The sequence below is a fragment of the Myxococcus sp. AB056 genome (assembly GCF_006547365.1).
In the GTDB taxonomy this organism is placed as follows: domain Bacteria; phylum Myxococcota; class Myxococcia; order Myxococcales; family Myxococcaceae; genus Myxococcus; species Myxococcus virescens.
The window spans coordinates 82,485-106,732 of the sequence record NZ_VHLB01000004.1; the positions used below are offsets into that span (position 1 = coordinate 82,485).

Consider the following 24,248-nt stretch of genomic DNA (forward strand, 5'->3'; position numbering starts at 1 on the left):
TGATAGATGTGCCTCTTCGCCACCCTCGCGCCAGGTTGCTCCAGCACGCCACCGGCACCGCCAGCCGTCGCGATGCGTACGCGCTCGCGACCTGCTCTGACACCGTGTCGTGCTGCATCCAGCGCAACCCTGGCGTCCCCGAAGCGTGCGGCCTCACGGCGAGCGAAGCCGCCATGTACATGGCAGGCGTCAAGGCAGCCATGGACGAGGCCGCCAAGGAAGAAGAGGCACCCGTCATCTGGGACGACGCCCACAACGGGGACCTTCCCGAATGGCGGCGCGAGTGCATTCGGTTCTACGGCGACTGCAAGACGGAGCCTGGGTGGACGGGCCCTTGCTACGAGTGCCTGCGCCGCTGCGAGGCCCAAGAAGAGTGGCCCGTATCGATGTGCAAGCCCGGAAGAAAGACGCGGAGGAAGTAATGGACGACAGCCCCGACTGGGACCCGGTGCGCGCCCTCGCACATGGCGTGTTGAATCAAGGCATCCCGCTGGAGCTGACGGATGACGTGCGGAGCTTGCTCAGGCGCACCGCGCGAGAGGTTGCCATCAGCGACGCGGACACCGCGCTACAGACCGAAGCGGGCGCAACGGAACTTCTGCGGGAAGCCATGCGCCGAATCAAGGATGGCTCCTGGCGCCTGATGCGTGCGCTTCACCGCATGTACCAGGACAAGCGCGCGGGTGACTTCGACAGCGCCCGCCAGGAAATGAGAGACGTGCTCGCCGAAGAAGTGGTGCCCTTCTACCGCGACGTTGCAGCCGGGCAGCTCGAAGACCTCGACGACGAGCCGTAACGACGACGGGAGCGAGACTGACGCCGCGCCCCCCTCGTACTCAGGAGCCACCGTCACCAACACGGGGCGGAGCCACCCTGCCGCACGCCGCGGCAGGCCGCGCCGAGTCCCGCGCCACCGCCAAGGCCGCGCACAACGTCAGCGCTGGGAGGACGGGCGCAGTTGCGCAGGCTGTCTTGCATGAGACTCGAGTTGGACTTTAGTTTCGTGTGTAGGAATGGCGCGGCGCGGGCAGCCGATGCGGCTGTGCGGAGGAGGCAACGCGGATGGGCGTGCGTAGCAAGGGACGACGTAAGCTCCACCGGGAAGGCCGCCTCTTCATCTGGTGGGTGGACGCAGCGGATGGACCGGAAAAAGTCCTGCACGTCATCGCGGACGACAAGCGGTTCCACGTCCAGTATCCGCTGGAGCAACCCGCCGAGGAGGGCTTCCTGGCCGTCGTCGGCCGGGAGTTTCCAGGACTCCCAGACGCAGGCAGTTGCTGGATTCGAGTGCGAGTCCCGACCTGGGACTCCACCGCCGTGGGCCCCGGCTTCGTTCGCCGCCTCATCGACTGGGCGTTGACGCCGGACAAGCCGCTCCTTCGGGTGGATTGGCGCGGCAAGCCCGAGGAAGGCGGCGATGCCCCTTCCCATTGACCTGCCGGACATCAACGCGGCGATGACCTCGGCATCGTGATGCGTGGATGGAGCTCGGACCTGCTCGCGGGCGATGCCTTCACGCGAGGTATCGAGCGTTGCCAACAGCTCTCGACGTCCACCGGTGTCGACCGGCCTGCTCCTCCAACGGCTCGGGTTCAACACGGAGGCCACGGAAATTCTCGACGTGGCGACTGCCTGGTCAGCCCACCCGGACCCGTTCTAGCCCCGGCATCCTGGCGCGCGATTGATGCTGGAACCGTGATGAAGAGGCGAGGCGCTCATGAAGTTCTTCACGAGCGCTCTCTGGAAGATGGCCACCTCTTGTTCCTCCGAGGTGGCCCACGATGCATTCCGTCGCTCGCAGTGTGCTGTGCGTCTTCCTGCTGCTGTTCGCCTTTCCCTCGCTGGCTCAGCCCGATGCCGGCGGACATCCGAACACCAGCACCGTCATCGGGACGGTGCGTAACGCATATCGGCGCGTTCCCGTCTCCAATGCTGTCGTGACCGCGAGTTCCCCCAACCTTCAGGGGGAATTGAGAGTCTCGACCGATGCACAAGGGAGCTACCGCATCCCGCAGCTCCCACCGGGCGACTACACGCTGACGTTCGAGAAGGAAGGGTTCAAGCCCTACACACGCTCCGCCATTCAACTGCGTCTCAACCGGACCACCCGGGTCGACGTGGAACTCCTCGCCGCTGCATCGGAGGAGCCGGGACGTGTCATCGCCGCTCCGCCGACCATCGACGTGGGCTCCACGACCATGGGCGTGAACATCGACCAGGAGTTCATCAAGCGCATCGCCGTCGCCCGTCCGGGTAGCAAGGGCGGCGCTACCCGCTCCTACGAAAGCCTGGCAGAGCGCCCCACCAGCGGCCACGCCGGCATCGCCATCAACGGCCCACCGTCCTCCATCCTGCCCTCGCAGTCCCTTGGCCGTTCGGCGCCTCCGACGCCTCCGAGCGCGCCCCGGCTCGCCCGCAGAGATGTCGAGCCCCCTGCCCCCGCCGTGACGCCCGCGCCGGTCTCCCCCTTCCACATGTATTTCCAGGGGTACGGCGTCAATCCCACCATCAACACGGAGGAGGAGCGCTTCTCCACCTTCTCCGTCGACACGGATTCCGCGTCGTACACGCTGACGCGGGCCTACTTGGAGCGCGGCAGCCTTCCCAACGAGCAGGCCGTCCGGGTGGAGGAGTTCGTCAACACCTTCGACTACGGCTACGCGCACCAGGGCAGCGCGCCCTTCAGCGTCCAGGTGGAAGGCTTCCCGTCTCCCGTTCGCAAGGGCTACCACGTGGTCCACGTCGGCGTGAAAGCGCGGGAGGTCAGCCGCCCGGAGCGCAAGCCGAGCCACCTCGTCTTCGTCATCGACGTGTCCGGCTCCATGAACCTGGAGAACCGGCTGGGCCTGGTGAAGCGCGCACTGCACCTGCTCGTGAACGAACTGGATGAGCGCGACCAGGTCTCCATCGTCGTGTACGGCTCCACCGCGCGTCTGGTGCTGGAGCCCACCAGCGCCGTGCACGCACACGTCATCCGCGCCGCCATCGACAGCCTGCACACCGAGGGCTCCACCAACGCCCAGGCGGGCCTGGAGATGGGCTATTCGCTCGCGGCCTCCCACCTCGTGGAGGGCGGCATCAACCGCGTCATCCTCTGCTCGGATGGCGTGGCCAACACCGGGCTCACGGATGCCAACAGCATCTGGGAGCGCATCCGTGCGCGCGCGGCGAAGGGCATCACCCTGTCCACCGTCGGCTTCGGCATGGGCAACTACAACGACGTGTTGATGGAGCGCCTGTCCCAGGTGGGTGAGGGCAACTACGCCTACGTGGACCGGATTGAAGAAGCGCACCGCATCTTCGTGCGCAACCTCACCGGCACGCTCCAGGTGGTGGCCAAGGACGTGAAGCTCCAGATGGAGTTCAACCCGAAGGCCGTGTCCCACTACCGCCTGCTCGGCTACGAGAACCGCATGCTCACCAAGGAGCAGTTCGCCGATGACCGCGTGGACGCGGGTGAAATCGGCGCGGGCCACGCCGTCACCGCGCTCTACGAGGTGAAGCTGACCGAGCCCTCCGCGTCCTTCGGCACGCTGCGCATCCGCTACAAGGCGCCGGAGGGTGGGGACTCGAAGCTCATCGAGAAGCCGCTGCCGTCGAGCGTCCTCCGCCCCGCCTACGACCGCGCCACACCGCCCACGCGGCTGTCCTACGTGGCCGCCGCCTTCGCCGAGAAGCTGCGCGGTTCCTACTGGGTACGACCGCTGACCTATGACGCCCTGTTCTCTTTCTGGGAGGAAGTCGGCCAGCCGCTGAAGGCCCGCGATGACGTGGCGGAGCTGGGCGCCCTCATCCAGAAGGCCCGCGCCCTGGACTACCGCGAGGACCGCTTCGAGGCCTTCGCGCCCGTGAGCACCATGGACTTCGACCGCGTGCCCACCCTGCCCTGAACCCCGCGCCCGCGCCTGGCGCGGTCCTTTCGCCAGGCGCGAGCGGCTCCCATTCCTCAGGGCACTGAGTCCAAGCCGGCAGCGAACAGCACCGAGTCCTCCGCCAGCGGAGCATTCATGACGCTGACTCGCGGGAAGCTGGCCTCGCGATCAGGTAGGAACGGCTCCATGACGACCTGGATGAGTGGAGTCTGCGAAACGAACGGCATCAACATCCACTACCTCCGAACCGGAGGTGCCAACCCTCCCGTCGTTCTGCTCCATGGACTGATGGGGAACGGCGCCTGCTGGACTCCCCTGGCGCGTGTGCTCGAAGGTGAATTCGACGTCGTCATGCCCGACGCCAGAGGGCACGGCGGTTCGAGCACGCCGCACCACGGCTACCGGTACGACGACCACGCGAACGACGTCGTGGGCCTCATCCGCGGTCTGGAGCTCTCTCGTCCGGTGCTGCTTGGCCACTCGATGGGCGGAATGACCGCCGCGGTGGTGGCGAGTCGAGGGATGGGGGGCCTCCGCCGCCTCATCCTGGTCGACCCGACATTCTTGAGCCCCGAGCGCCAACGCGAGGTGCGCGACAGCGACGTCGCCGACCAACACCGCCGGGCCCTCGGCTTGCACAAGTCTGACCTCGTTGCACAGGCCCGAGCCCGCAACCCGCATCGCTCGCCCGAAATCATCGACCTTCTTGCCGAGGCGCGACTGAACACCCGGCTGGGCGCCTTCGACGTTCTCACGCCGCCCAACCCCGAGTATCGCGACGTGATGAGCGCGATTGACGTCCCGACCCTCCTCGTCATTGGAGACCGCAGCCCCGTCGTCACGCTCGAGATGGCAATGGAACTGCGGAGCCTCAACCCACGTGTGCGAATCGAACAGGTACAGAACGCCGCCCACGGTCTTCCGTTTGACCAACCCGAGCGACTGGGAGCCGTGGTCGTGCAGTTCTTGCGCGAGCTGACCTAAGGAGGTCTCCAGCAATTCTCTAACCAATCGCGCAGCCCAAAACCCTCGGCGAGGCAACCTGCCTTGCGGAGGACTTCCTGGGGCGAGAGATTCAGCAGCCGCCAGGTGCGCAGCTTCGCCAGGGCCCTTGCCCTCGGCGATGAGCTGGATGGCCAGAAGGCGACGGAAGTGGCGAGCGTCGCGTGCCTGCCGCAGCGCCCACTCCAGCTTCCGCCTGTTGTCTGCTGTCAGCCCCAATTCGGCAGGGCGCCTTGCCGGTCGCATCCCCCAGAAGTTGTGCATGCTTCTGGCGACCTACTTCAGAGCACCGCGAGGACCGCTTCGAGTCCTTCGCGCCCGTGAGCACCATCGACTTCGACCGCGTGCCCACCCTGCCCTGAGCCCCGCGCCCGCGCCTGGCGTGATGCCCCGCCATGCCGGGGCACTTCCGCCAGGCGCGAGCGCAAGCTCCCGTCAGGGCGCCGTGTCCAGCCCCGCCGCGAAGAGCACCGAGGCCTCAGCGAGCTTCACCGTCTCCTGCTGCTTCAGGTGAAGCACTCGCATGTCCTTGAGCGAGCGGAACGCGTCCAGCAACTCCAGAATGCCTCCGCGCCCCTCTCGGTAGGCGTCCTCGGCCATCCGGCGCACCGTGGGCAGCCGCTCCACCACGTCATGCTCCAGCCGCGCCAACGCGCCCTTGCGGCCCTCCAGGACGGCGTGAGCCCGGGACAGCTCCGCGCGGGCCTCGGCCAGCTCCGCTTCCAGTGCGCGGGCCTCGGCCTGCATCTCCGCGGACGCGCGGGCCACGGCGCCCTGGTTCCGGTCGAAGAGCGGCAATGGCAGTCCCACGCCCACCAGGGCGATGGTGCTCTGCTCATTCCGGGTGAACATGACACCCGCCGCCACGGACGGCACTGGCAGCCGCTCCCTGCGGGCCACGTCCAGACCGCCTCGTGCCACGGCCTGCCGCGCGCGCGCCGCCACCAGCGACGGCCGACGCTGCTGGGCGGACTCCCACAGGAGCGGCAGGTCCGGCAGGGATTCGGTGGTCCGCAACGAGCCCTGCGCCTTCGGGTGCCACCCTTCCATGCCGAGCAACGCGGCCAGCCGTCCGGAGGCGTCGGCCACGTTGGCGCGAGCATTCAGCACCTCCACCTCCAGCGCGCGGCTCTCCACCTCGATGCGCTCCACGTCATACCGGCTGGAGTCACCCGCCGCCGCCCGGCCCTTCACCACCTTCTCCACGCGCCCCAGGTCCACCGCCGTCTCCTCCAGCACGCGCAGTTCCTCCTGGTTCGTCAGCAGCACCGCGAAGGCCTCGCGCACGGCCAGCACGCGCTCCGCCAGTGAGGCTTTCACGCGCGCCTGCTCGGCGGACACGTTGCGCTCCGCCAGCTCGCGGCGCACGCTGCGCTGCCCGAAAATCATCAGGGGCTGCTCCAGCGACAGCTCGTGCACCACCGACGAACCGGTGTTCACGCCCGCGGCCAGGAGCTGCGTTCCATAGCTGAACGAGGGGTTGGGCAGGATGCTCGCCTCGACGCGGTCCGCCGCCGCCACGTCAATGCGCGAGCGCTCCGCCGCGGCCCACGGGCTGCGCTCGTCCAGCAACGACAGCGCCTGCTCCAGAGTGATGTGCTCCTGAGGCGCCTCCTCGATCCGTTTCTGCTCCTGCGTGAGTGAGTCCCGTGGGTTATCGGACCGCGTCTGTGCGAGCAGGAGTCGGTCCGGCGGGGTATCCGACCGGTTCTGCGCCAGCGCGAATCGACCTGGAGGCGGCGTATCGAACCGCCGCTGCTCCTGCGTGAGCCGGTCCGGTGATGTCGCCTCGGACCGCATCTGCTCCTGCGTGAGTCGCTCCGGCAACGGAGTATCGGCCTGCTCCGCTCGGGCAGGCCCGGCCATCAACAGACACAGCACACCCCATGCGGTGAAGTGCCTCATTCCGTCACCTCCGCCTCGCCCTGATCGCCTTCCGACACCAACGACAGCCATGGAACTCCCTCTGTGCTGAAACCTCGCTTGGCGCCGCATGGCTCCGTCTCCGGCACCGCCCAGTGGGCACGCACCGGCAGGAAGCGCTTCAGGCCACCGTTCGCTGAACGCACACCGCTTCGCAGAACGGGTCCAAAGACGGTGTCTCTCCGAAGAGCATCGATGCTCCAGCGGTGCCGGGCCTTTCGGCCCGCCATGCCTCGCCGTGCACCACCAGGAGACCTCCGGACTCTCGTCCCAATGAAGCGCCTCATGCCGCCACCTCACCCTGACGCCAATGACCACCAACGAGTCCTCCGAACCGTGCCTCACCACCGCTCCCGCCTGGCGGCCCCGCCACTGACGCCTGCTGAGCGCCCGTCCCGTTGAAGCGCCTCACGCCGCCACCCCCGCGGTGCCCTGCTCCGGGCCGTGCCCCTTCGGCCCGATGTGCTCCACGCCGGAGTCCAGGTCCTCGTCCTCCTCGTCCCGCGAGCCCGTGGAGGCGACATGCTTCCCCACGATGACGGAGTAGAAGGCCGGCAGCGCGAACAGCGACACCAGCACCGCCGTCACCAGTCCGCCGATGATGACCACCGCGAAGGGCCGCTGCGTCTCGCTGCCCGCTCCGCTGGAGAGCGCCGCCGGCATCAACCCCAGCATTGCCAGCAGCGCCGTCATCAGCACCGCGCGGAAGCGGCTAGCCGCGCCCGCCGGCAGCGCTGCCTCCAGGGATTCACCCGCCTTCCGCCGGTCATCCACCGCGCTCACCACCAGCAGCGACGCCAGACACACCTGCCCCAGCAGCGTGATGAAGCCCACCGCCGCGCTCACCGACAGCGGGATGCCCGTGACGGCCAGCGCCAGCACGCCGCCGCACATCGCGAAGGGCGCCCCCGCCAGCACCGCGCTCGCGCTCCGCATGGAGCCCAGCGCCGCGTAGAGCAACGCGAACACCACCAGGAAGGAGATGGGCACGATGACCGCCAGCCGTCCCAGCGCGCGCTCCTGGTTCTCGAACTCGCCGCCCCACTTGAGGAACGTGCCCTCCGGCACCGTCACCTCGCGCTCCACGGTGGCCATGGCCTCCTGGATGGTGGAGCCCATGTCGCGCCCCTCCACGTTGAACTTCAGCGCCAGGGTGCGGCTGTTCGCCTCGCGGTTGATGCTCGCGCGGCCCAGCGCCTTCTCCAGCCGCGCCACCTCGCGCAGCGGGACATGGCCTCCGCTAGCCGTGGGCACCAGGATGCCGCCGATGCGCGCCTCGTCGTCACGCTCCGTGCCCGGCAGGATGACGCGCACCGGGACGGGCCGCTCCTGCTCCCACAGCTCCGTCACCACCCGACCGCCCAGGGCCGTCTCCACCAGGTCCTGCGCGGTGGACACGTCGATGCCGGCACGCGCCAGCGCGGGACGGTCCAGCACCACCTGGAGCTGCGGCACACTCGAATCGCGGTAGAGCCCCAGGTCCACCACACCCTCCACGTTCTGCAGCGACGTGACGGCCTGCTCCAGCGTGCCGCGCATGGCCGCCAGGTCCGTGCCGAAAATCTTCAGCACCACCTTGCCGCGCACACCGCTGATGGCCTCCTCCACGCTGTCCTTGATGGGCTGCGAGAAGTTGAAGCTGACGCCCGGAATCTCCAGCAGTGAGGCGCGCATCTCCCGCACCAGTCGCTCCTTGTCCCAGCCCTTGCGCCACGTCTCCTCGGGCATGAAGCGGACGAACGTCTTGCCCATGTTGACGGCCTCGTTGTCCGTGCCGTCCTCCGGGCGGCCCTGCTCGACGAGCACCTCCTTCACCTCGGGGAAGTCCAGCAGCCTGCGCCGCACCTCCAGGAGGAGGTCCGCGCCCTTGCCCAGGGAGATGCTGGCCGGCATCTCCACGAAGATGTTGATGTCGCCCTCATCCAACTCCGGCAGGAACTCACTGCCCACCCGCGAGCCCACCACGCCGGTGAAGAGCACCAGCGCCGCCATGCTCGCGAACACCAGCGGCTTGCGCGGCATCAGCCACGTCACCGCGCGGCCGTAGCCCTCCCGCAGGGTGGTGAGCAGCTTCGGCTCCTTCACCTCCGCGTCCTTCGGCCGAAGCAGCAGCGCGCACAGCGCGGGCACCACCGTCAGCGCGAAGACGAGCGCGCCCACCAGCGCGAAGCTGTACGTCAGCGACAGCGGCCGGAAGATGCGGCCCTCCACGCGCTCCAGCGTGAAGACGGGGATGAGCGCGGCGATGATGATGGCCATCGCGAAGAACGTCGGCCGCGCCACATCCAGCGCCGAGCGCAGGATGAGCCCCAGCATCTCCTTGCGCCGCCGGGGACGCTGCACGCCCGCCTCGTGCAGCACGTTCTCCACCAGCACCACCGCGCCATCCACCAGGATGCCGAAGTCGATGGCGCCCATGGAGATGAGGTTCGCGGGCAGGCCCACCATCTTCAGGCCGATGAAGGCCGTCAGCAGCGCCAGGGGGATGACGGACGCGACGATGAGCGAGCAGCGCAGGCTGCGCAGGAACAGCCACGCCACCGCCACCACCAGCAGCGCGCCGTGCAGCAGGTTGTGGTGCACCGTGGACAGCGTGTGCCCCACCAGGTCGTTCCGGTCATAGAAGGGCTCGATGCGCATGCCCTTGGGCAGCACCCGCGAGTTCAGCTCCTCCACCTTGGCGTGCACGCCCTCCAGCACCGTGCTGGGGTTCTCTCCCCGGCGCAGCAGGACGACGCCCTCGGTGACATCCATGTCCAGGTTGTGGCTCACCGACCCGCGGCGCGGCGTGTGCGACGCCACCACCCGCGCCACGTCGCCCACCGTCACCGGCGTGCCGTCCTCGCTCTTGAGGACGATGCTCTGCACGTCCTGCGCGCCGCGCAGGTAGCCCACGCCGCGGATGAGCAACTCCTGGTCGCCCTGGCGCAAGAAGCCGCCGCCCACGTTGCGGTTGGAGCGCTCCAGCGCCTCGGTGACGTCCGCCAGCGTCAGCTCGTGCGCGAGCAGCCGCGACGGGTCCACCTGGACGTGGAACTCCTTGAGGAAGCCGCCCAGGCTGAGCACGTCCGCCACGCCGGGCACCTGGCGCAGGTGCCGCGCGATGTTCCACTCCATCTCCGAGCGCGTCTCGGTGAGGGTGTGCCGGTCGCTCAGCACGCGGAACTGGTAGATTTTGCCCAGCGGCGTGGCCTCGGGCGCCAGCCGCACGTCCGCGCCGTCCGGCATGTCCGCGTTGGACATGCGCTCCCCGACGATGGTGCGCGCCTTGAACGGGTCCACGCCGTCATCGAAGGTGAGGAAGATGAGCGACAGCCCGAAGAGGCTCTCGCTGCGCATCTGCACCATGCCCGGCGTGCCGTTGAGCACACGCTCCAGGGGCACCGTCACCTGCCGCTCGATTTCCTCGGGCGCCAGCCCGGGCATCTGCGCGATGACATTCACCTGGAGGTTGGTGACATCCGGAAACGCCTCCACGGGCGTTTCGAGATAGGCCTTCACACCGAAGAGGCCGATGCCCAGTGTCAGCAACAGGACGGGCAGGCGGCTTCGGACACAGAACGCGATGAGTGCTCGCAACATGGGTAGGTGTCCTCGCCGCGCCTAGAGGAGCTGATCCGCCGCGCCATCCAGCAGCAGCGCGCCCCGGGTGACGACCAGATCCCCCGGTGACAGGCCCGCGATGACCTGCACCCGTCCCTCCACCGGCTGCGCCACGACGACGGGCCGCCGCTCGAAGGTGCCCGCGTCCTGCTGCACGTACACCACCGAGTCCTTGCCGTTGCGCAGCAGCACCGCCTCCACCGGCAGCGTCAGGCTGGCGTCCGGCGAGTCGATGCGCACGCGCCCGAACATGCCGGGCCGCAGTCCCCGCGCCTGCGTGTCCAGGGTGATGCGCACCGGCGCCGTCCGCGAGCCGCTCGCCACCACCGCGCCAACCGAGTCCACCTTCCCCTCCAGCGGCGCGTGCACCGACGGCATCGTCACCCGCACCCGCGCGCCCTCACGCACCAGCGGCAGGTCGCGCTCGAACACGTCCGCCATCACCCACAGCGCCGAAGGGTCTCCCACCTCCACCAGCACGTCCCCGCCCGGCTGCACGGCGATGCCCTCCGCCGCGCTCCGGCTCAGCACCGTGCCCGCCATCGGCGCGCGCAGCACCACGGTTGTGCCGCTGCCGGTGCCCACGAAGCCCACGGACGCCTGCGCCCGCGCCAGCTCCGCACGCGCCTCCGCCAGCCGCGTCTCCGCGGACAGGCGCTCACGCTCCGTCGTGACGCCCTGCTCGAACATGCGCGCCTCGCGCTCGAAGGCGGACTGGGCTTCGCGCAGCGCCGCCGTCGCGGTGGCCACCGCCGTGCGCGCCGCCGCGGCCTCGGGACAGTCCAGCGTCACCAGCGCGTCGCCCGGCTTCACCGTGTCGCCCGTGCGCACGTGGACGCTCACCACCCGTCCCGCCAGGGGCGCCACCAGCCGCGACAACGCCCCATCCCGGAAGGCCACGCGCGCGGGGGCCTGGAGCGCCGCGCTGCTGGCGTCCGCCTTCACCGGGGTGACGGTGATGAAGGCCCGCGAGGCCTCGGCGAGCTGCACCACACCTTCCTTCAGGGGGGCGGGCGTGGCGCGCTCGGCGGGAGCGGAGGGGGTGCCCGCGCCCGAGCAGGCGGCGGAGAAGGCCCAGAGGCCAAGGAGCAGGGTCCTGTTCATGCCCCAGCCCCTGGGCAAGTCCCGGTCCACCGCGCCAGACGTTCAACCCACGAGAATCATTGAGGATGGTGACGCTCAGCGAGCAGGCGGAGCTGGTGCTTATTGAACCACCTGTGCACTTTCGCCACAGTGCCCAGCGTGCGCATCTCCACGAAGCTGGGCCTGGGCCTGACGCTGACGAGCGCCGTCATCCTGGGCGCCTACGGCTACAGCCAACTCCAGAAGGAGGAGCACGACCTGCGGACGGCCACCGAGCACGCAGCGCGGCTGCTGGCTACGGCGCTCCAGGTGGCCATGGAGAACGCGCTGCGGGACGGGCAGGCGGCGGACGTGAACGAAATCCTCGAGTCGTTGGACCACCGGGATCCGACCGTGGACGTCTTCGTCTTCGATGCCCAGGCCGTGCCGGTAGTGCGCTCCCCGGGCAGCTCGCAGACGCTGCACCTGGTGGAGGATGCCGCCCGGCAGGTGCTGAAGACGCACCACTCCCTCACCCGCTTCACGGGCCCCCAGAAGCTGTCGCACCTGCTCATCGTCCTGCCCCTGCACAGCGACGACAGCACCGTCGTGGTGGGAGCGCTCGCCGTGGTGAAGCCGCTGGACGGGCTGCGGCAGGACCTGGAGTCCACCAGCCGCGCCACCGTGCTGTCGGTGCTGACGCTCATCACTGGCATCTCCCTGGTGGGCTGGCTGCTGCTGATGCTCTACCTCCGGCGTCCCCTGGAGCGCGTGGTGGGGGCGATGCGCGCGGTGCGCGGCGGCGACTTCACGGCCACCGTGACGCCCGGCAGTGACGACGAGGTGGGCGAGGTCGTCCACGCCTTCAACGGCATGGTGAAGGAGCTGGGCGAGGCGCGGCAGCGGCTGTCGGCCGAGGCCGAGTCCCGGTTGGCACTGGAGGCGGGCCTGCGGCGCGTGGACAAGCTGGCCGCCGTGGGACAGTTGTCCGCGGGGCTGGCACACGAAATCGGCTCCCCCCTGCTCATCCTCAACGGACGGGCCCAGGCCCTGGCCGCGCGCGCCGAGCTGCCCGACGACGTGCGGCGCAACGCGCGCATCCTGGTGGAGCAGTCGGAGCGCATCGAGCGCATCGTCCGCCAGCTCCTGGACCTGGCCCGCCGCAAACCCTCGAAGCTGGAGTCCCTGGACGCGCTCGCCTCCGTGCGCGCGGTGGTGGAGCTGCTGGAGTTCGACGCGCGCAAGCGCGACGTCCGGCTGACGTTCCATTCCGAGGAGCCGCTCCCTCGCGTGCTGGCGGACGGAGACGGGCTGCAACAGGTGGCGCTCAACCTGCTCACCAACGCGCTGCGCGCCACGCCCCGAGGCGGCGAGGTGCGGGTGACGCTGGCGCCGTCCACCTTCCAGCCCGCCCCCGGCCTGCGCGAGCGCCACGGCGTGCGCCTGTCCGTGGAGGACACCGGCGTGGGCATGGATGACGCGGCGCTGGAGCGCTTCTTCGAGCCCTTCTTCACCACCTGGAGCGCCCACGGCGGCACGGGCCTGGGCCTGCCGGTGGTGAAGGCCATTGTCGCGGAGCACGGCGGCGCCGTGACGGTGACGTCGCGCCCGGGACAGGGCACTCACTTCATCGTGCACATTCCTTCCGAGAAGGAAGAAGGAACGGGGGCGATATGAGCACTCCCAGAAAGCGCCTGCTCATCCTGGATGATGACGCGGGGGTGGTGGACTTCCTCTGCGAAGCCCTGGACGCGCGAGGCTACGAGGCGGTGGGACGCACCTCGCCCGAGGAGGCGCTGGCCCTCTTCGAGCGCGAGTCCTTCGACCTGGTCATCACCGACGTGGAGATGCCCCGCATGCGCGGCACGGAGGTGCTGGAGGCGCTGCTGACGCGCAAGCCGGGCCAGTTGGTGGTGCTCATCACCGCCTTCGGCAGCGTGGAGCTGGCGGTGGCGGCGGTGAAGGCCGGCGCCTGCGACTTCGTCACCAAGCCCTTCAACATCGACGCGCTCGTCCTCACGCTGGAGCGCGCCTTCCGGGAGCGGCAACTGCGCCGCGAAATCGTGCGCCTGCGCGCGGCCGTCCCCGGCGACACGCCCGGCGGGCTGGTGGCTCGCAGCCCCGCCATGCAGAAGGCGCTGGAGGTGTCCCGCCGCGCGGCGCGCAGCGACGCCACCGTGCTGCTCACCGGCGAGACAGGCACCGGCAAGAGCGCCCTGGCGCGCTTCATCCACGAATCCAGCAGCCGGCGCACCCAGCCCTTCCTCCAGCTCAACTGCGCGGCCCTGCCCTCGGGGCTGGCGGAGAGCGAGCTGTTCGGCGCCAGGCGCGGCGCCTACACCGACGCGCGCGAGGACCGGGCCGGCGTCTTCGTGTCGGCCGGCGGCGGGACGCTTTTCCTGGACGAAGTGGGCGAGCTGTCGCTGGAGGTGCAGGCCAAGCTGCTCCAGGCCCTGGAGACGGGACGCGTGCGGCCCCTGGGCTCGAGCACGGAGATACCCGTGCGCGCCCGCGTGCTGGCCGCCACCAACCAGCCGCTGGAGGTGCTGCTGCGTGAAGGCCGCTTCCGCGCGGACCTCTACTACCGCCTCAACGTCATCCGCATCGAGGTGCCCCCGCTGCGCGAGCGGCGCGAGGACATCCTGCCCCTGGTGGACTTCTTCCTCGGGCGCCTGGGCGAGCAGCAGCAGCGCGAGGTGCTGGGCGTGTCCGCCAGCGCGCTGAAGCGGCTGCTGGCCCACGCGTGGCCCGGCAACGTGCGCGAGCTGGCCAACCTGCTGGAGCGCGCGGTGGCCCTGGCGGACCACGACACGCTGGTGCCGGAGGACTTCGACCTGCCGGGCGGCGACAGCGGCCTGACGTCGCTGCTCAGCCGTGCCTCGGGCGAGGACGCGCCCCTGGAAGAGGTGGAGCGCGCCTATGTGCGCCGGGTGGTGGAGGCGCAGGGTGGCAACAAGGCCGCCGCCGCGCGCATCCTGGGCATCAACCGGCGCACGCTGTACCGCAAGCTGGACCTGGACGAGTGAGGCTGTGCCTCAGTCCGCCAGCGGCATGCCCCAATCCGGCTGGCCGCGCTCGCCCTTCACCCAGCGGTACACCTCCAGCACCTGCTCCGCCTTCGCCTTCCAGGTGAAGTACTTGAAGATGCGCTCCCGGGCGCGCTCGCCCATGGGGCGGATGACGGACGGGTCCGCGGCCAGCTTCGTCAGCACGTCGCGCACGCGCAGGACGATTTCCTCCGGCGTCCCCATCTGGATGGCGAAGCCGGTGGCCGGGCTCACGATTTCCCCCGGGCCGCCGTAGTCCATGACGATGGGCACCAGCCCCAGCGCCATGGCCTCGCACACCACCGCGCCGCCGAACTCGCGCACGCTGGGGAACCCGAAGATGTGGTTCTTCGCCAGCCGGCCCTGGAGCTCCTGGTGCTTCACCCAGCCGGCGAAGGTGACGCCGGACTCGATGCCCTCGCGCGCCGCCTGCGCCCGGAGGTTGGCCATCTCCTGACCGTCACCGATGTACTCCAGCACCACCTTGCCCTCGCGGATGAGCGGCGCGGCGGCCTCCATCAGCATGGCCATGCCCTTGTACGGCACGAAGCGGCCCACGAAGGCCACGCGCAGGGGCAGCTCCACCGGGCCCTCCGACTTCTCCGTGCCGAAGCGCCGGGTGTCGATGGCGTTCTCCGGCACGTACACCGTCTTGCCCTGCCACTGCCCCGACACCTGCCCCCGCGTGGCGCGCGAGCCGGTGATGATGGCGGACGCGTTCTCCCGCGTGGACTTGTAGAAGGGCATCAGCTTGTAGACGTCACGGATGTAGCTCAGCCACTCCTTCTCCCGCCGCCGCGCGCCGCCAAAGCCCTTGGGCCAGGGCAGACCGCCGTTGAGCGGCCCCATGACGAAGGGCACCCCCGCCTTCTTGCACCGCGCCGCCAGCGTGCTGGGCGTGGTGGGGCTGATGGGCGTGTAGCGGTGCACCAGGTCGAACTCACCCGCCTCGATGCGCGGGCCGAAGCGGCGCCAGAGCACCTCCTCGAAGTAGTAGTAGGGCAGCGCGCTCAGCGCGGTGGCCGTCGTCCAGCCCACCCCTGTCTTTCCCCGCAGCACCTCGCCCACCTTGTCGAGCGGCTTCTCCACCGGCGTGGAGTCCAGCGCGGTGAACTGCGAGCCCTCCTGCACGCCCTGCTTGAGGATGTTCTCCCGGTTGCGGACGTGGGTGACCAGGTGCACGTCCGCCACGTCGGCCAGAGCGCGGTAGAGCGACCAGCCTTCGAGCGGGACACTCACCCAGTCGGGGTTGCACAGCTCGGCAATCAGAAGGACGCGTGGGCGGGGAGCAGGCATACGTGCCACTCCATCTATCCCAACCCGCTCTCCGGATGTAGCCTCCTCCGGGTCTCGATGTACGCACCCGACCGGCCGCCCTACCTGCGCTACGGCGCACTGCTTGCTTTCCTGGTGCTGGCCACCGTGGGCGGCGCCGTCATCCACCCCGTGGTCGCGTTGGCCCCTGTGCTGTGCGTGGGGGTGGTGTGGGTCATCCTGAAGGTGCCGGTGAAGTACCCGGTGTTGGTGGTGACCTGGCTCGTCCTGGCGGTGGACTACGTGCCAGAGCGGCCCCAGTCCGGCCTGTGGCCCTCGCCGCTCCACCCGCTGGGCGAGCTGATGTTCGCGCAGCTCAGCTACATCACCAAAATCGGGGCGCTGCGCTTCCCGCTGGTGGACGTGCTCATCCTCGGGTTGATGGCGCTGGCGATGTACCGGCGGGTGACGAAGTCCACCATCGACCCGGAGCCGCTGCCCATGCCCCGGCCGCTCATCGCCGTGGTGGCGCTGTCCCTGGTCGCCATCCTCTGGATGGAGGTGCGCGGCATCGCCCGGGGCGGGGACATCAAGAACTCGCTGTGGCAATGGCACCAGGCCGCGATGATGCCCTTCATCGTGGCGATGTATCACTACGCCATGCGGGGCCCGGAGGACTGGCCCGCCTTCGCGAAGACCATCATCCTGGCGGGCCTCACCAAGTCCGCGGTGAGCACCTACTTCGCCATGGTGGTGGTGCACGAGCTGGGCGTGGAGGTGGAGTACACCACGTCCCACTCCGACTCGATGACGTTCGTCTTCGCCCTGCTGGTGGCGACGCTGCGCTTCGTCGAGAAGCCCAAGTCCGCGCACATGCTGCGCGGCCTCGCCATCATCGCCTTCATTGGCATTGGGATGATTTTCAACGACCGGCGCCTGGCCTATGTCAGCTTCGCCGGCTGTCTGCTGGCGGCCTTCCTCATCAACCCGTGGACGCCGCTGAAGCGGTTCCTGGTGCGGACGCTGCCGTTCTTCGCGCCCTTCGTCATCGTGTACATCGCGGCGGGGTGGAACTCCGGCTCGTCCGTCTTCGCGCCGGTGCAGACCATCCGCTCGCTGATTGACGGCCAGGGCGGCGAAGGCAACCTGGACTACCGCGACATCGAGAACCTGGACATGATTGCCACGTGGGCCCAGTTCCCCATCCTGGGCACCGGCTACGGGCATGAGTTCCTGGAGCCCATCCCACTGCCGGACATCGCCTTCGTCTTCCCGCAGTACCGCTTCCACCCGCACAACTCACTGCTGGGGCTGTTCGCGTTCGGAGGGCTGCTGGGCTACACGGGCGTGTGGATGTACCTGGCCGTCACCATCTACCTGGTGGTGCGCTCGTATCACCGCACCGACGTCTCGGAGTACCGCGCCGCCGCGCTCATCATCGTGGGACTGGTGGCCACGTACATCAACCAGGTGTTCGGGGACATGGGCATCATCTCGTACATCTGCACGTTCCAGATATCGCTGGCCGTGGCCATGACGGGGAAGCTCGCCGTGCACACCGGCGCGTGGCCCATGCCTCACAGCCGGCTGCTGGGCCCCGCGCCCGCGGCGCCCGTGCCACCGCCGGGCGCCATCACCTATCCCAACGAGGATGCCCCATCCTCCGCCGCGAACCCGCGCTGAACGCGGCGCCTACAGCAGGGTGCCACGGAGGATGAGCTCCGCCGTGGTGAAGTAGATGACCAGCCCGCTGACGTCCACCAGCGTGGCCACGAAGGGCGCGGACGCGCTCGCGGGGTCGAAGCCCAGCCGCCGCAGCAGGAACGGCAGCATCGAACCCGCCAGCGTCCCCCACGTCACCACGCCCAGCACCGCCAGCCCCACCGTGAGGGCCACCCGGAAGGCGTGCTCGCCGTAGAGGTGGAACAGCACATGCCAGAGCAGGATGCGCGCCACGCCCACCGAGCCCAAGACCAGCCCCAGTGACAGGCCGGACAGCAGCTCCCGCCGCAGCACGCGGACCACGTCCCGCAGGCGCACCTGCGCCAACGCCAACGCGCGGATGACCAGCGTGGAGGCCTGACTGCCGGCGTTGCCTCCCGCGGAGATGATGAGCGGCACGAAGAGGCTGAGCACCACCGCGCGGGCAATCTCATCCTGGTAGCGCGTCATGGCGGTGGCGGTGAGCATCTCCGACAGGAAGAGCACCAGCAGCCAGCCCGCGCGCTTCTTCAGCATGGCGGGCAGGCCCACCTCCAGGTACGGCGCCCCCAGGGCCTCCGTGCCACCCACCTTCTGGATGTCCTCGGTGGCCTCCGCCTGCACCACGCTGACGATGTCATCCACGGTGACGATGCCCTTCATCCGCCCCTGGTCGTCCACCACGGGGATGGCCCCCAGGCCGTACCGGGCGAAGAGGCGCCCCACCTCCTCCTGGTCCGTGTCCTCCCGCACGCGAATCAACTCCGTGCGCATCACCTCCCGCACCGCCTTGTCCGGCGTGGCCTGGAAGAGCTGGCGCAGGGAGACCACGCCCTCCAGCCGCTGTGCCTCGTCCAGCACATAGGCGTAGTAGACGGTCTCCACCTGCTCGCGGGCCTGGCGGCGCAGGTAGCTGAGGGCCTCGTCGATGCGCAGCTCCGGCCGCACGCGGACGAAGCGCGGGTTCATCAGCCCACCCGCGGCGTCCTCGCCATACGCCAGCAGCGCCCGCACCTCACGCAGGGACGGCGCGTCGAGCAGGGCCAGCCAGGCCTCCCGCGCCTCGGGAGACAGCCGCTGCACGACATCCGCCGCGTCATCCGGCGCCATCGCCCGCAGCCACGTGCCCCGCTCCCCGGGCGAGAGCGCCTCGAGCAGCCCCAGTTGCGCTGGCGCATTCAGGGTGGCGAAGAAGTCCCGCGCGCGCTCGGGCGGCAGCAGGTGGAAACCATCCACCCGCTCTTGCGCCGACAGCGCCGGCCACGCGTCACGCAGCTCGTCTTCGTGGACCGGCTCGGCCTCGGGCTCCATCCGCCTCCCCCCTCTTCCGCCAACCCAGGCAGGCGGCCCTGCGGCGTCATGGCGCGGGCTTGCCCGGCGCCACCGGCAGCACGACGTGGAAGGTGCTGCCCATGCCCTGGCTGCCGGGAGACTCCGCCCAGATGCGCCCGCCGTGGCGTTCGACGATGCCCCGCGCAATCGACAGCCCCAGGCCCAGCCCGCCGTAGGAAATCCCGTGCGCGCGGCCGAAGCGCTCGAAGATGTCCTCCAGCTTCTCGCCGGGGATGCCCAGCCCGTGGTCCACCACCTCCACGTGCACGCGCCCCGCCTCCTCGCGGGCGGCGAGCCGGATGCGCCCGCCCTCCGGTGAGTAGCGCAGCGCGTTCGACACCAGGTTGCTGAACACCTGGTCCAGCCGCTCGCGGTCTCCCGGAACCACCAGTCCCTCGGGGGCGTCCAGTTCGATGTGCTGGCCCTCGGGCAGCGGCTCGAAGTGCTCGGCCACGTCGCGCAGCAGCGCGCCCACGTCCAGCGACTTCGGCTCCAGGTGCAGCTCGCCCCGCTGGATGCGCCCCACGTCGAGCAGGTTCTCCACCAGCTTCGCCATGCGATTCACGCTGCGGTGGATGCCGTGCAGCGCCTTGTCCACGCCCGGCGCCAGCGTGCCGTCCCCCTTCACCGAGGCCAGGTGCGCATACCCCCGCGCGGCCTGCAGCGGCGTGCGCAGCTCGTGCGCCGCCATGGTGAGGAACATGTCCTTCGCCTCACTGGCCGCCCGCAGCGTCTCCACCGCCCGGCGCGCGTCGTCGATGTCCGTCGCCGTGGAGACCCAACCCGCGAGCTGCCCCTGCTCGTCGCGCTCTGGAATGGTGCGCGTCAGGAACCAGCGGTACTCGCCATCCGCCCGCCGCAGCCGGCATTCCTGCTCCAGCGGGTGGCCCTCGCGCTGGGCTTCCTGCCAGGCGCTCCGAAGGCCGGGAACGTCCTCCGGGTGCAGGCAGTACAGCGTGTCCTTCCACTTCCGCCCCTGCTCCGGTGACAGCCCCGCGTAGTCCAGCCAGCCCCGGTTGGCGTAGCCGATGGTGCCGTCCAGCAGCAGCTCCCAGACGAACTGGGGCATGGTGTCCACCAGCCGGCGGAAGCGCAGCTCGCCCTGCTGCTCCAGCATCCGGCGCTCGCGCGCCCACAGCGCGGATTCATGCCGCTGGAGCCGTTGCTGCTGGAGGTACAGCCCGACGAAGGCCTCCACCTTCCAGCGCAGCACGTCCGGATGGAAGGGCTTCACCACGTAGTCCGCCGCGCCCACCGCGTAGCCGTGCACCAGGTGGGCTTCGTCGCGGCTGTGCGCGGTGAGGAAGATGATGGGCGTGTAGCGGGTGCGCTGGCGCTGGCGGATGAGGCGGGCCGTCTCGAAGCCGTCCACGCCGGGCATCTGCACGTCCAGCAGGATGACGGCGAACTCGTCCCGAAGCAGCCATCGCAGGGCCTCGGGGCCTGAAGACGCCCTCACCAACCGTTGACCCAGCGGCTCCAGGACGGCCTCCAGCGCGAGCAGGTTGGCCGCGTTGTCGTCCACCAGCAGGACACTCGTAGCGAGCGGCTCCAGCCGGGTGAGCGCATGGAACGTGGGTTGCTCGGGCAATTTCACCCGCGATGCCTCCCTTCGTGCCTGACCCCAGGCGGTAATGCCCCGAGGGGGGATTTGGCAACGGGTCCAACCCGCCGTGCCCGCGGGTCTCCGCCAGGCGGGCGAACCCAACGCCCCCCGGTCAGGACGGCCCCATCATGGTGCCGCCCCAGGACTCCCACCAGTCCGCGGAAGGCCCGCACCGGGCCAGTGACGGCCTGGCAACACCTGCCAGCGCGGCGGGACTCCCTACCGTGTGGCCCGCTACACCACCGCCCGCTGGAGCATCTGCGCGAGCATGTCCGCGCTGCGCTCGCTGCTGAACGTCGTCTCCACCTTGCGGCGGCCCGCCTCACCCAGCCGGTGGGCCTCCTGGGCGTCGCGCGCCACGGCCTCCAGCTTGTCCGCCAGGGTGCGGGGCTGCTGCGGGGGCACGAGGATTCCATCCACACCGTCATCCACCAACTCCGGCACCCCACCCGCGCCCGTCACCACCACGGGCACGCGCATGGCCATGGCCTCCATGATGGCCACACCCAACGGCTCCTGGAGGCTGGCCAGCGCGAAGATGTGCGCGCGCTCGATTTCACCCCGCACCGTGTCCTCGCTCACCGCGCCCAGCAACGTCACCGCGTCGCCCAGGCCCGTCTCCTGGATTTTGGCCTCCAGCACCTTGCGGTACGTGGTGCCGCCGGCCTCGTCCTCGCCCGCGATGGACAGCCGCGCGTCCATTCCCTTCGCGCGCAACATCCCCACCGCGTCGATGAGGTCCGCGTGGCCCTTGCAGGGGTTGAGGCGGCCGCAGGAGAAGATGCGCAGCGGGCCTTCACCCGTCCACGCCGCGTAGGGCACGGAGCGGTTGAACTTGCGCAGCTCCACGCCCATGGGCGCCAGCTCGATGCGCGACGGCAGCGCGCCGGCCAGTTCGTCATTCACTTCCTTGAGCAGCTTCTTCGTAATCACGAAGGCGAACCGCGCGTGCCGCCACTTCTCGCGCTGGTTGGGGCCGTAATCGTCCAGCGGCCCGTGCAACGTCAGGCTGTAGGGCAACCCGGACAGGAGGTTCGCGAAGAGCGCCACGTGCGCGGCGTTGGCGCATGAATGGACGTGGACGTGCGTCCAGCCCCGCTCCCGCGCCAGCGACGCCAGCCGGCCGCCCATGACGGCGAAGGCCAACAACTGCGCGCGGCCCTTCGCGTCCAGCCCCTCCGCTCGGGCGATGGAGGCCAGGCACCGGGCCCAGCCCGTGGGCATGGCGCGGGCCACCTCCGCGGCGGCCTTGGCGACCCCCAGCGGCCCCGGCGGCGTCAGGTACTCCGTGCGCGACATGGCCTCGCGCGCCCAGCTGTGCGAGATGATGCGCGCGGGAGGCGGACGCGTGGACACCAGCTCCGGCGTCACGCCCTTCCCCTGGAGCGCCTGCAGCTCGCGCCAGAAGAAGATGTGAGTCTGTCCGGGGAACTCGGGAATCAAATAGCCAATCTTCTGCACACTGGATGGCATAACACGCCTGCCTGCCCCTGCCACGGCGTGGGTAGGCGCGTACCCAGCCCGTCACACGCCCTTCACGCTCGCGGTGGAGAGGGCTTCGCGAACCCCGCCGGACCGCTTGGGGAGCGCGCGGCGGAACGCACGGTTTGGGAGGCGGTGACTGTCGCGCGTCACCGGCGCGCTCCGCGGCAGCCAGGCGGGCCGCCGCGCCCCGGACTGCCCGGAGAGGCCGTTGGGCCGGCGCCACGCGTTGCGCTATACCGAGCCCCTCCCCATGGCAGCCGATTCCAGCGCACCTCCCGCCGACGCCACCTCGACCGACAGCGCCATTCCGTCCCCGGCGTTGCAACGGCTGTGGTTCGCCTTGGAGCGCCACGCGTGGAGCTTCCTCACGGTGGTGCCGGCCCACCCGGGTGCTCCGGCGTTGGAAGCCGCCACGGCGGTGCTGGAGGCGGGCGCGCCCTACGCCTACACGCAGAAGGTCCACCTGGAAGACGCCACCGGCCTATCGCCCACGGCCGCCGCGCAGAAGGTGCTGGAGCTGCGCGAGCGCGTGTCCCGGGGCGAGCGTGTCGTCGCCGTCATCGACTCGTTGATGACCCATCCGGCCAGCCTGCCACTGGCGCTGGCCGCCGACGGCTGCCTCCTCTGCGTCACCCTGGGCGAGACGGACTTCGGCGCCGCCAGCAAGACCCTGGAGTTCGTGGGCCGCGAGCGCTTCCTCGGCAGCGTCACCTTTCCCCGGCTGACGAAGAAGCAGCGCCGGGCGGCGTCCCAGAAGAAGAAGGCATGAGCTCCACCTCCGCGCCCCGGCTCAGCGTCGTCATCGCCACGTACAACCGGCTGCCCCTCATCACCCGGCTGCTGTGGCAGTTGGCCGGGCAGACGCTGCCGCCCGAGCAGTTCGAAGTCGTGGTGGTGGACGACGGCTCCAAGGAGCCCACCCGCGAGCCGCTGCAGGCCCTGGCCCTGCCCTACACCCTGCGCGTGGAGGTGCAGCAGAACGCGGGCGCCGCCGCCGCCCGGCACCGGGGCGTCATGGCCGCCCGGGGCGACGTGGTGCTCGTCACGGATGACGACATGCAGGTGGCCCCGGACTTCCTGGAGCGGCACCTGGCGCACCATCCGGAGGGCTCGCGCACCGTGGTGCTGGGCCGCATCCGGCCGGACCCGTCCATTGGCGACATGCCGTTGTTCGAGCGTTGGTACGCGTACCTCAACAACCGCATGGCCGAGGAGCTCTCCACGCCCGGCGCCCGCGCCCGCGGCGTCCACCTGTTCACCGGCAACGTGTCCTTCCCCCGCGCGGACTACGTGGGCGTGGGCGGCTTCGACAAGTCATTGGGACAGTCGGAGGACGTGGAGCTGGGCGTGCGGCTGGAGAAGGCCGGCTGCGCCTTCGTCTTCGCGCGTGACGCGTACGTGCTGCACGGCAGTGACCACGTGTCCTTCGAGCGCTGGCTGAAGCGCGCGCACCGCTACGGCATGTTCGACACGCAGGTGGCCCGGAAGCACCCGGACGTGCGTGACGTCAATCCGTGGCGGCTGCTCTTCCAGACCAACCCCCTGACCCGCCCGCTGCTGGCCGCCACCCTGGTGGCGCCGGACGCGTCACGCGTGCTGACGCGCGCGGTGATGCACGCCGCCAACGCCGCGGACAAGCTGGGTCTGGAGAAGGCCGCCTTCGCCGGCACCTCCGTGGTGTACGGGATGGAGTATCTGCGCGGCGCGCGCGGCGAGGCCGGCGGCTGGACGGGCATTGCCCGCGAGGTCGCCCGCTACCTGCAGGGCCGGGGGGAGTAGTCACACACCATGCTGAAGGCCAGGGAATCGATGATTGGCTCGCTCGTCACGGATGCGCTGGAGCTGGCGAAGGCCGCCAATGGCAACTCGGACGCGAAGTCCATCGCCAAGGTGGTGCTGACCAGTGATTCGTACCGCATCACCGCGCTCAACCGCGCCCGCGAGGCCGCGCTGGCCTACCGCATCCCCCTGGTCAACCACGTGCTGCGCGTGGCGCAGACGGCGGTGATGGGGATTGAGATTGGCAAGGACGTCACGCTCGGCAAGGGCGTGTACTTCGTGCACAGCCTGGGCGTCGTCATCGGCGGCGACGCGCGCATTGGCGACCGCGTGCGCTTCTACGGGAACAACACCGTGGGCACCGCGAAGGACAACGGCTATCCCGTCATCGAGGATGACGTCTGGATTGGCGCGGGGGCCCGCATCCTGGGACCGGTGCGCATCGGCGCGCGCTCGCGCATCGGCGCCAACGCGGTGGTGCTCCAGGACGTGCCGCCGGACAGCGTGGCCGTGGGGATTCCCGCCCGCATCTTCCCGCGCAAGGACACGGACGAAGTCGCGCTCTAGCGCGGCGGGGCGGGC

At 69.9% G+C, this 24,248-nt stretch carries 17 protein-coding genes and 1 pseudogene; 11 read left to right on the forward strand and 7 right to left on the reverse strand.

The window, feature by feature from the left end:
* The first annotated feature begins 6 nt into the window (after positions 1-6).
* The 5 genes and pseudogenes from FMP39_RS03195 (at position 7) to FMP39_RS03215 (ending at position 4,856) form a co-directional block, all read left to right on the forward strand.
* Positions 7-422 (forward strand): annotated as a pseudogene (locus tag FMP39_RS03195) (hypothetical protein).
* A complete protein-coding gene (locus FMP39_RS03200; protein WP_141588546.1) occupies positions 422-796 on the forward strand; it encodes a DUSAM domain-containing protein in 375 nt (124 codons plus the stop codon). The pseudogene FMP39_RS03195 and the gene FMP39_RS03200 overlap by 1 nt, the downstream one beginning before the upstream one ends.
* A 266-nt stretch (positions 797-1,062) precedes the next feature.
* Positions 1,063-1,434 carry a hypothetical protein gene (locus tag FMP39_RS03205; protein WP_141588547.1) on the forward strand — a complete coding sequence of 124 codons (372 nt, stop codon included), beginning with the start codon at positions 1,063-1,065 and terminating at the stop codon, positions 1,432-1,434.
* Between the two features lie 347 nt (positions 1,435-1,781).
* A complete protein-coding gene (locus FMP39_RS03210; RefSeq protein ID WP_141588548.1) occupies positions 1,782-3,890 on the forward strand; it encodes a von Willebrand factor type A domain-containing protein in 2,109 nt (702 codons plus the stop codon).
* A 168-nt stretch (positions 3,891-4,058) separates the two neighbouring features.
* Positions 4,059-4,856 (forward strand): alpha/beta fold hydrolase, encoded by a 798-nt coding sequence (locus FMP39_RS03215; protein WP_141588549.1) that lies wholly within the window; start codon positions 4,059-4,061, stop codon positions 4,854-4,856.
* 453 nt (positions 4,857-5,309) lie between these two features.
* Here the strand turns inward: FMP39_RS03215 and FMP39_RS03225 are convergent, their stop codons facing one another.
* The 3 genes from FMP39_RS03225 to FMP39_RS03240 form a co-directional block, all read right to left on the reverse strand.
* Entirely contained in the window at positions 5,310-6,779 is a 1,470-nt protein-coding gene (locus tag FMP39_RS03225; protein WP_228557611.1) for a TolC family protein, read from the reverse strand.
* Between the two features lie 426 nt (positions 6,780-7,205).
* Complete coding sequence (locus FMP39_RS03235; protein WP_141588550.1) at positions 7,206-10,379, reverse strand: efflux RND transporter permease subunit; 3,174 nt, start codon at positions 10,377-10,379, stop codon at positions 7,206-7,208.
* Between the two features lie 21 nt (positions 10,380-10,400).
* Positions 10,401-11,504 (reverse strand): efflux RND transporter periplasmic adaptor subunit, encoded by a 1,104-nt coding sequence (locus FMP39_RS03240; RefSeq protein WP_141588551.1) that lies wholly within the window; start codon positions 11,502-11,504, stop codon positions 10,401-10,403.
* Between the two features lie 138 nt (positions 11,505-11,642).
* Here FMP39_RS03240 and FMP39_RS03245 point away from each other — a divergent pair, with 138 nt between their 5' ends.
* Together FMP39_RS03245 and FMP39_RS03250 are read left to right on the forward strand one after the other, a co-directional pair.
* Positions 11,643-13,139, forward strand: a complete 1,497-nt coding sequence (locus FMP39_RS03245) for an ATP-binding protein (RefSeq protein ID WP_228557612.1) — start codon at positions 11,643-11,645, stop codon at positions 13,137-13,139.
* Positions 13,136-14,488, forward strand: a complete 1,353-nt coding sequence (locus tag FMP39_RS03250) for a sigma-54 dependent transcriptional regulator (protein ID WP_141588552.1) — start codon at positions 13,136-13,138, stop codon at positions 14,486-14,488. The genes FMP39_RS03245 and FMP39_RS03250 overlap by 4 nt, the downstream gene beginning before the upstream one ends.
* A 9-nt stretch (positions 14,489-14,497) precedes the next feature.
* Here the strand turns inward: FMP39_RS03250 and epsH are convergent, their stop codons facing one another.
* Positions 14,498-15,805 (reverse strand): exopolysaccharide biosynthesis glycosyltransferase EpsH, encoded by a 1,308-nt coding sequence (gene epsH / locus FMP39_RS03255; protein ID WP_141588553.1) that lies wholly within the window; start codon positions 15,803-15,805, stop codon positions 14,498-14,500.
* 57 nt (positions 15,806-15,862) lie between these two features.
* On the opposite strand from epsH, the gene wzy reads away from it, so the two are divergent.
* The gene (gene wzy, locus FMP39_RS03260) at positions 15,863-17,446 is read left to right on the forward strand and encodes an exopolysaccharide repeat unit polymerase (RefSeq protein ID WP_194858218.1); all 1,584 of its coding nucleotides are present in this window, start codon (positions 15,863-15,865) and stop codon (positions 17,444-17,446) included.
* A gap of 9 nt (positions 17,447-17,455) precedes the next feature.
* Here wzy and mgtE read toward each other — a convergent pair whose 3' ends face one another.
* The 3 genes from mgtE to epsE all read right to left on the reverse strand — a co-directional run bounded on the left by mgtE (position 17,456) and on the right by epsE (position 21,863).
* Positions 17,456-18,775, reverse strand: a complete 1,320-nt coding sequence (mgtE, locus tag FMP39_RS03265) for a magnesium transporter (protein WP_141588554.1) — start codon at positions 18,773-18,775, stop codon at positions 17,456-17,458.
* Between the two features lie 46 nt (positions 18,776-18,821).
* Positions 18,822-20,387: a response regulator EpsF gene (epsF, locus tag FMP39_RS03270; RefSeq protein WP_141588615.1), complete on the reverse strand. Its 1,566-nt coding sequence runs from the start codon at positions 20,385-20,387 to the stop codon at positions 18,822-18,824.
* Positions 20,388-20,636: 249 nt separating this feature from the next.
* Entirely contained in the window at positions 20,637-21,863 is a 1,227-nt protein-coding gene (gene epsE, locus FMP39_RS03275; protein ID WP_228557613.1) for an exopolysaccharide biosynthesis GT4 family glycosyltransferase EpsE, read from the reverse strand.
* A gap of 274 nt (positions 21,864-22,137) precedes the next feature.
* On the opposite strand from epsE, the gene FMP39_RS03280 reads away from it, so the two are divergent.
* Genes FMP39_RS03280 through epsC form a run of 3 tightly spaced genes read left to right on the forward strand, consistent with a single transcriptional unit; the run spans position 22,138 to position 24,233 of the window.
* Entirely contained in the window at positions 22,138-22,656 is a 519-nt protein-coding gene (locus FMP39_RS03280; RefSeq protein WP_225888386.1) for a hypothetical protein, read from the forward strand.
* Positions 22,653-23,666: an exopolysaccharide biosynthesis glycosyltransferase EpsD gene (epsD, locus tag FMP39_RS03285; RefSeq protein ID WP_011557356.1), complete on the forward strand. Its 1,014-nt coding sequence runs from the start codon at positions 22,653-22,655 to the stop codon at positions 23,664-23,666. The genes FMP39_RS03280 and epsD overlap by 4 nt, the downstream gene beginning before the upstream one ends.
* 9 nt (positions 23,667-23,675) lie before the next feature.
* Positions 23,676-24,233: a serine O-acetyltransferase EpsC gene (gene epsC / locus FMP39_RS03290; protein ID WP_020478618.1), complete on the forward strand. Its 558-nt coding sequence runs from the start codon at positions 23,676-23,678 to the stop codon at positions 24,231-24,233.
* The last annotated feature ends 15 nt before the right edge of the window (positions 24,234-24,248 follow it).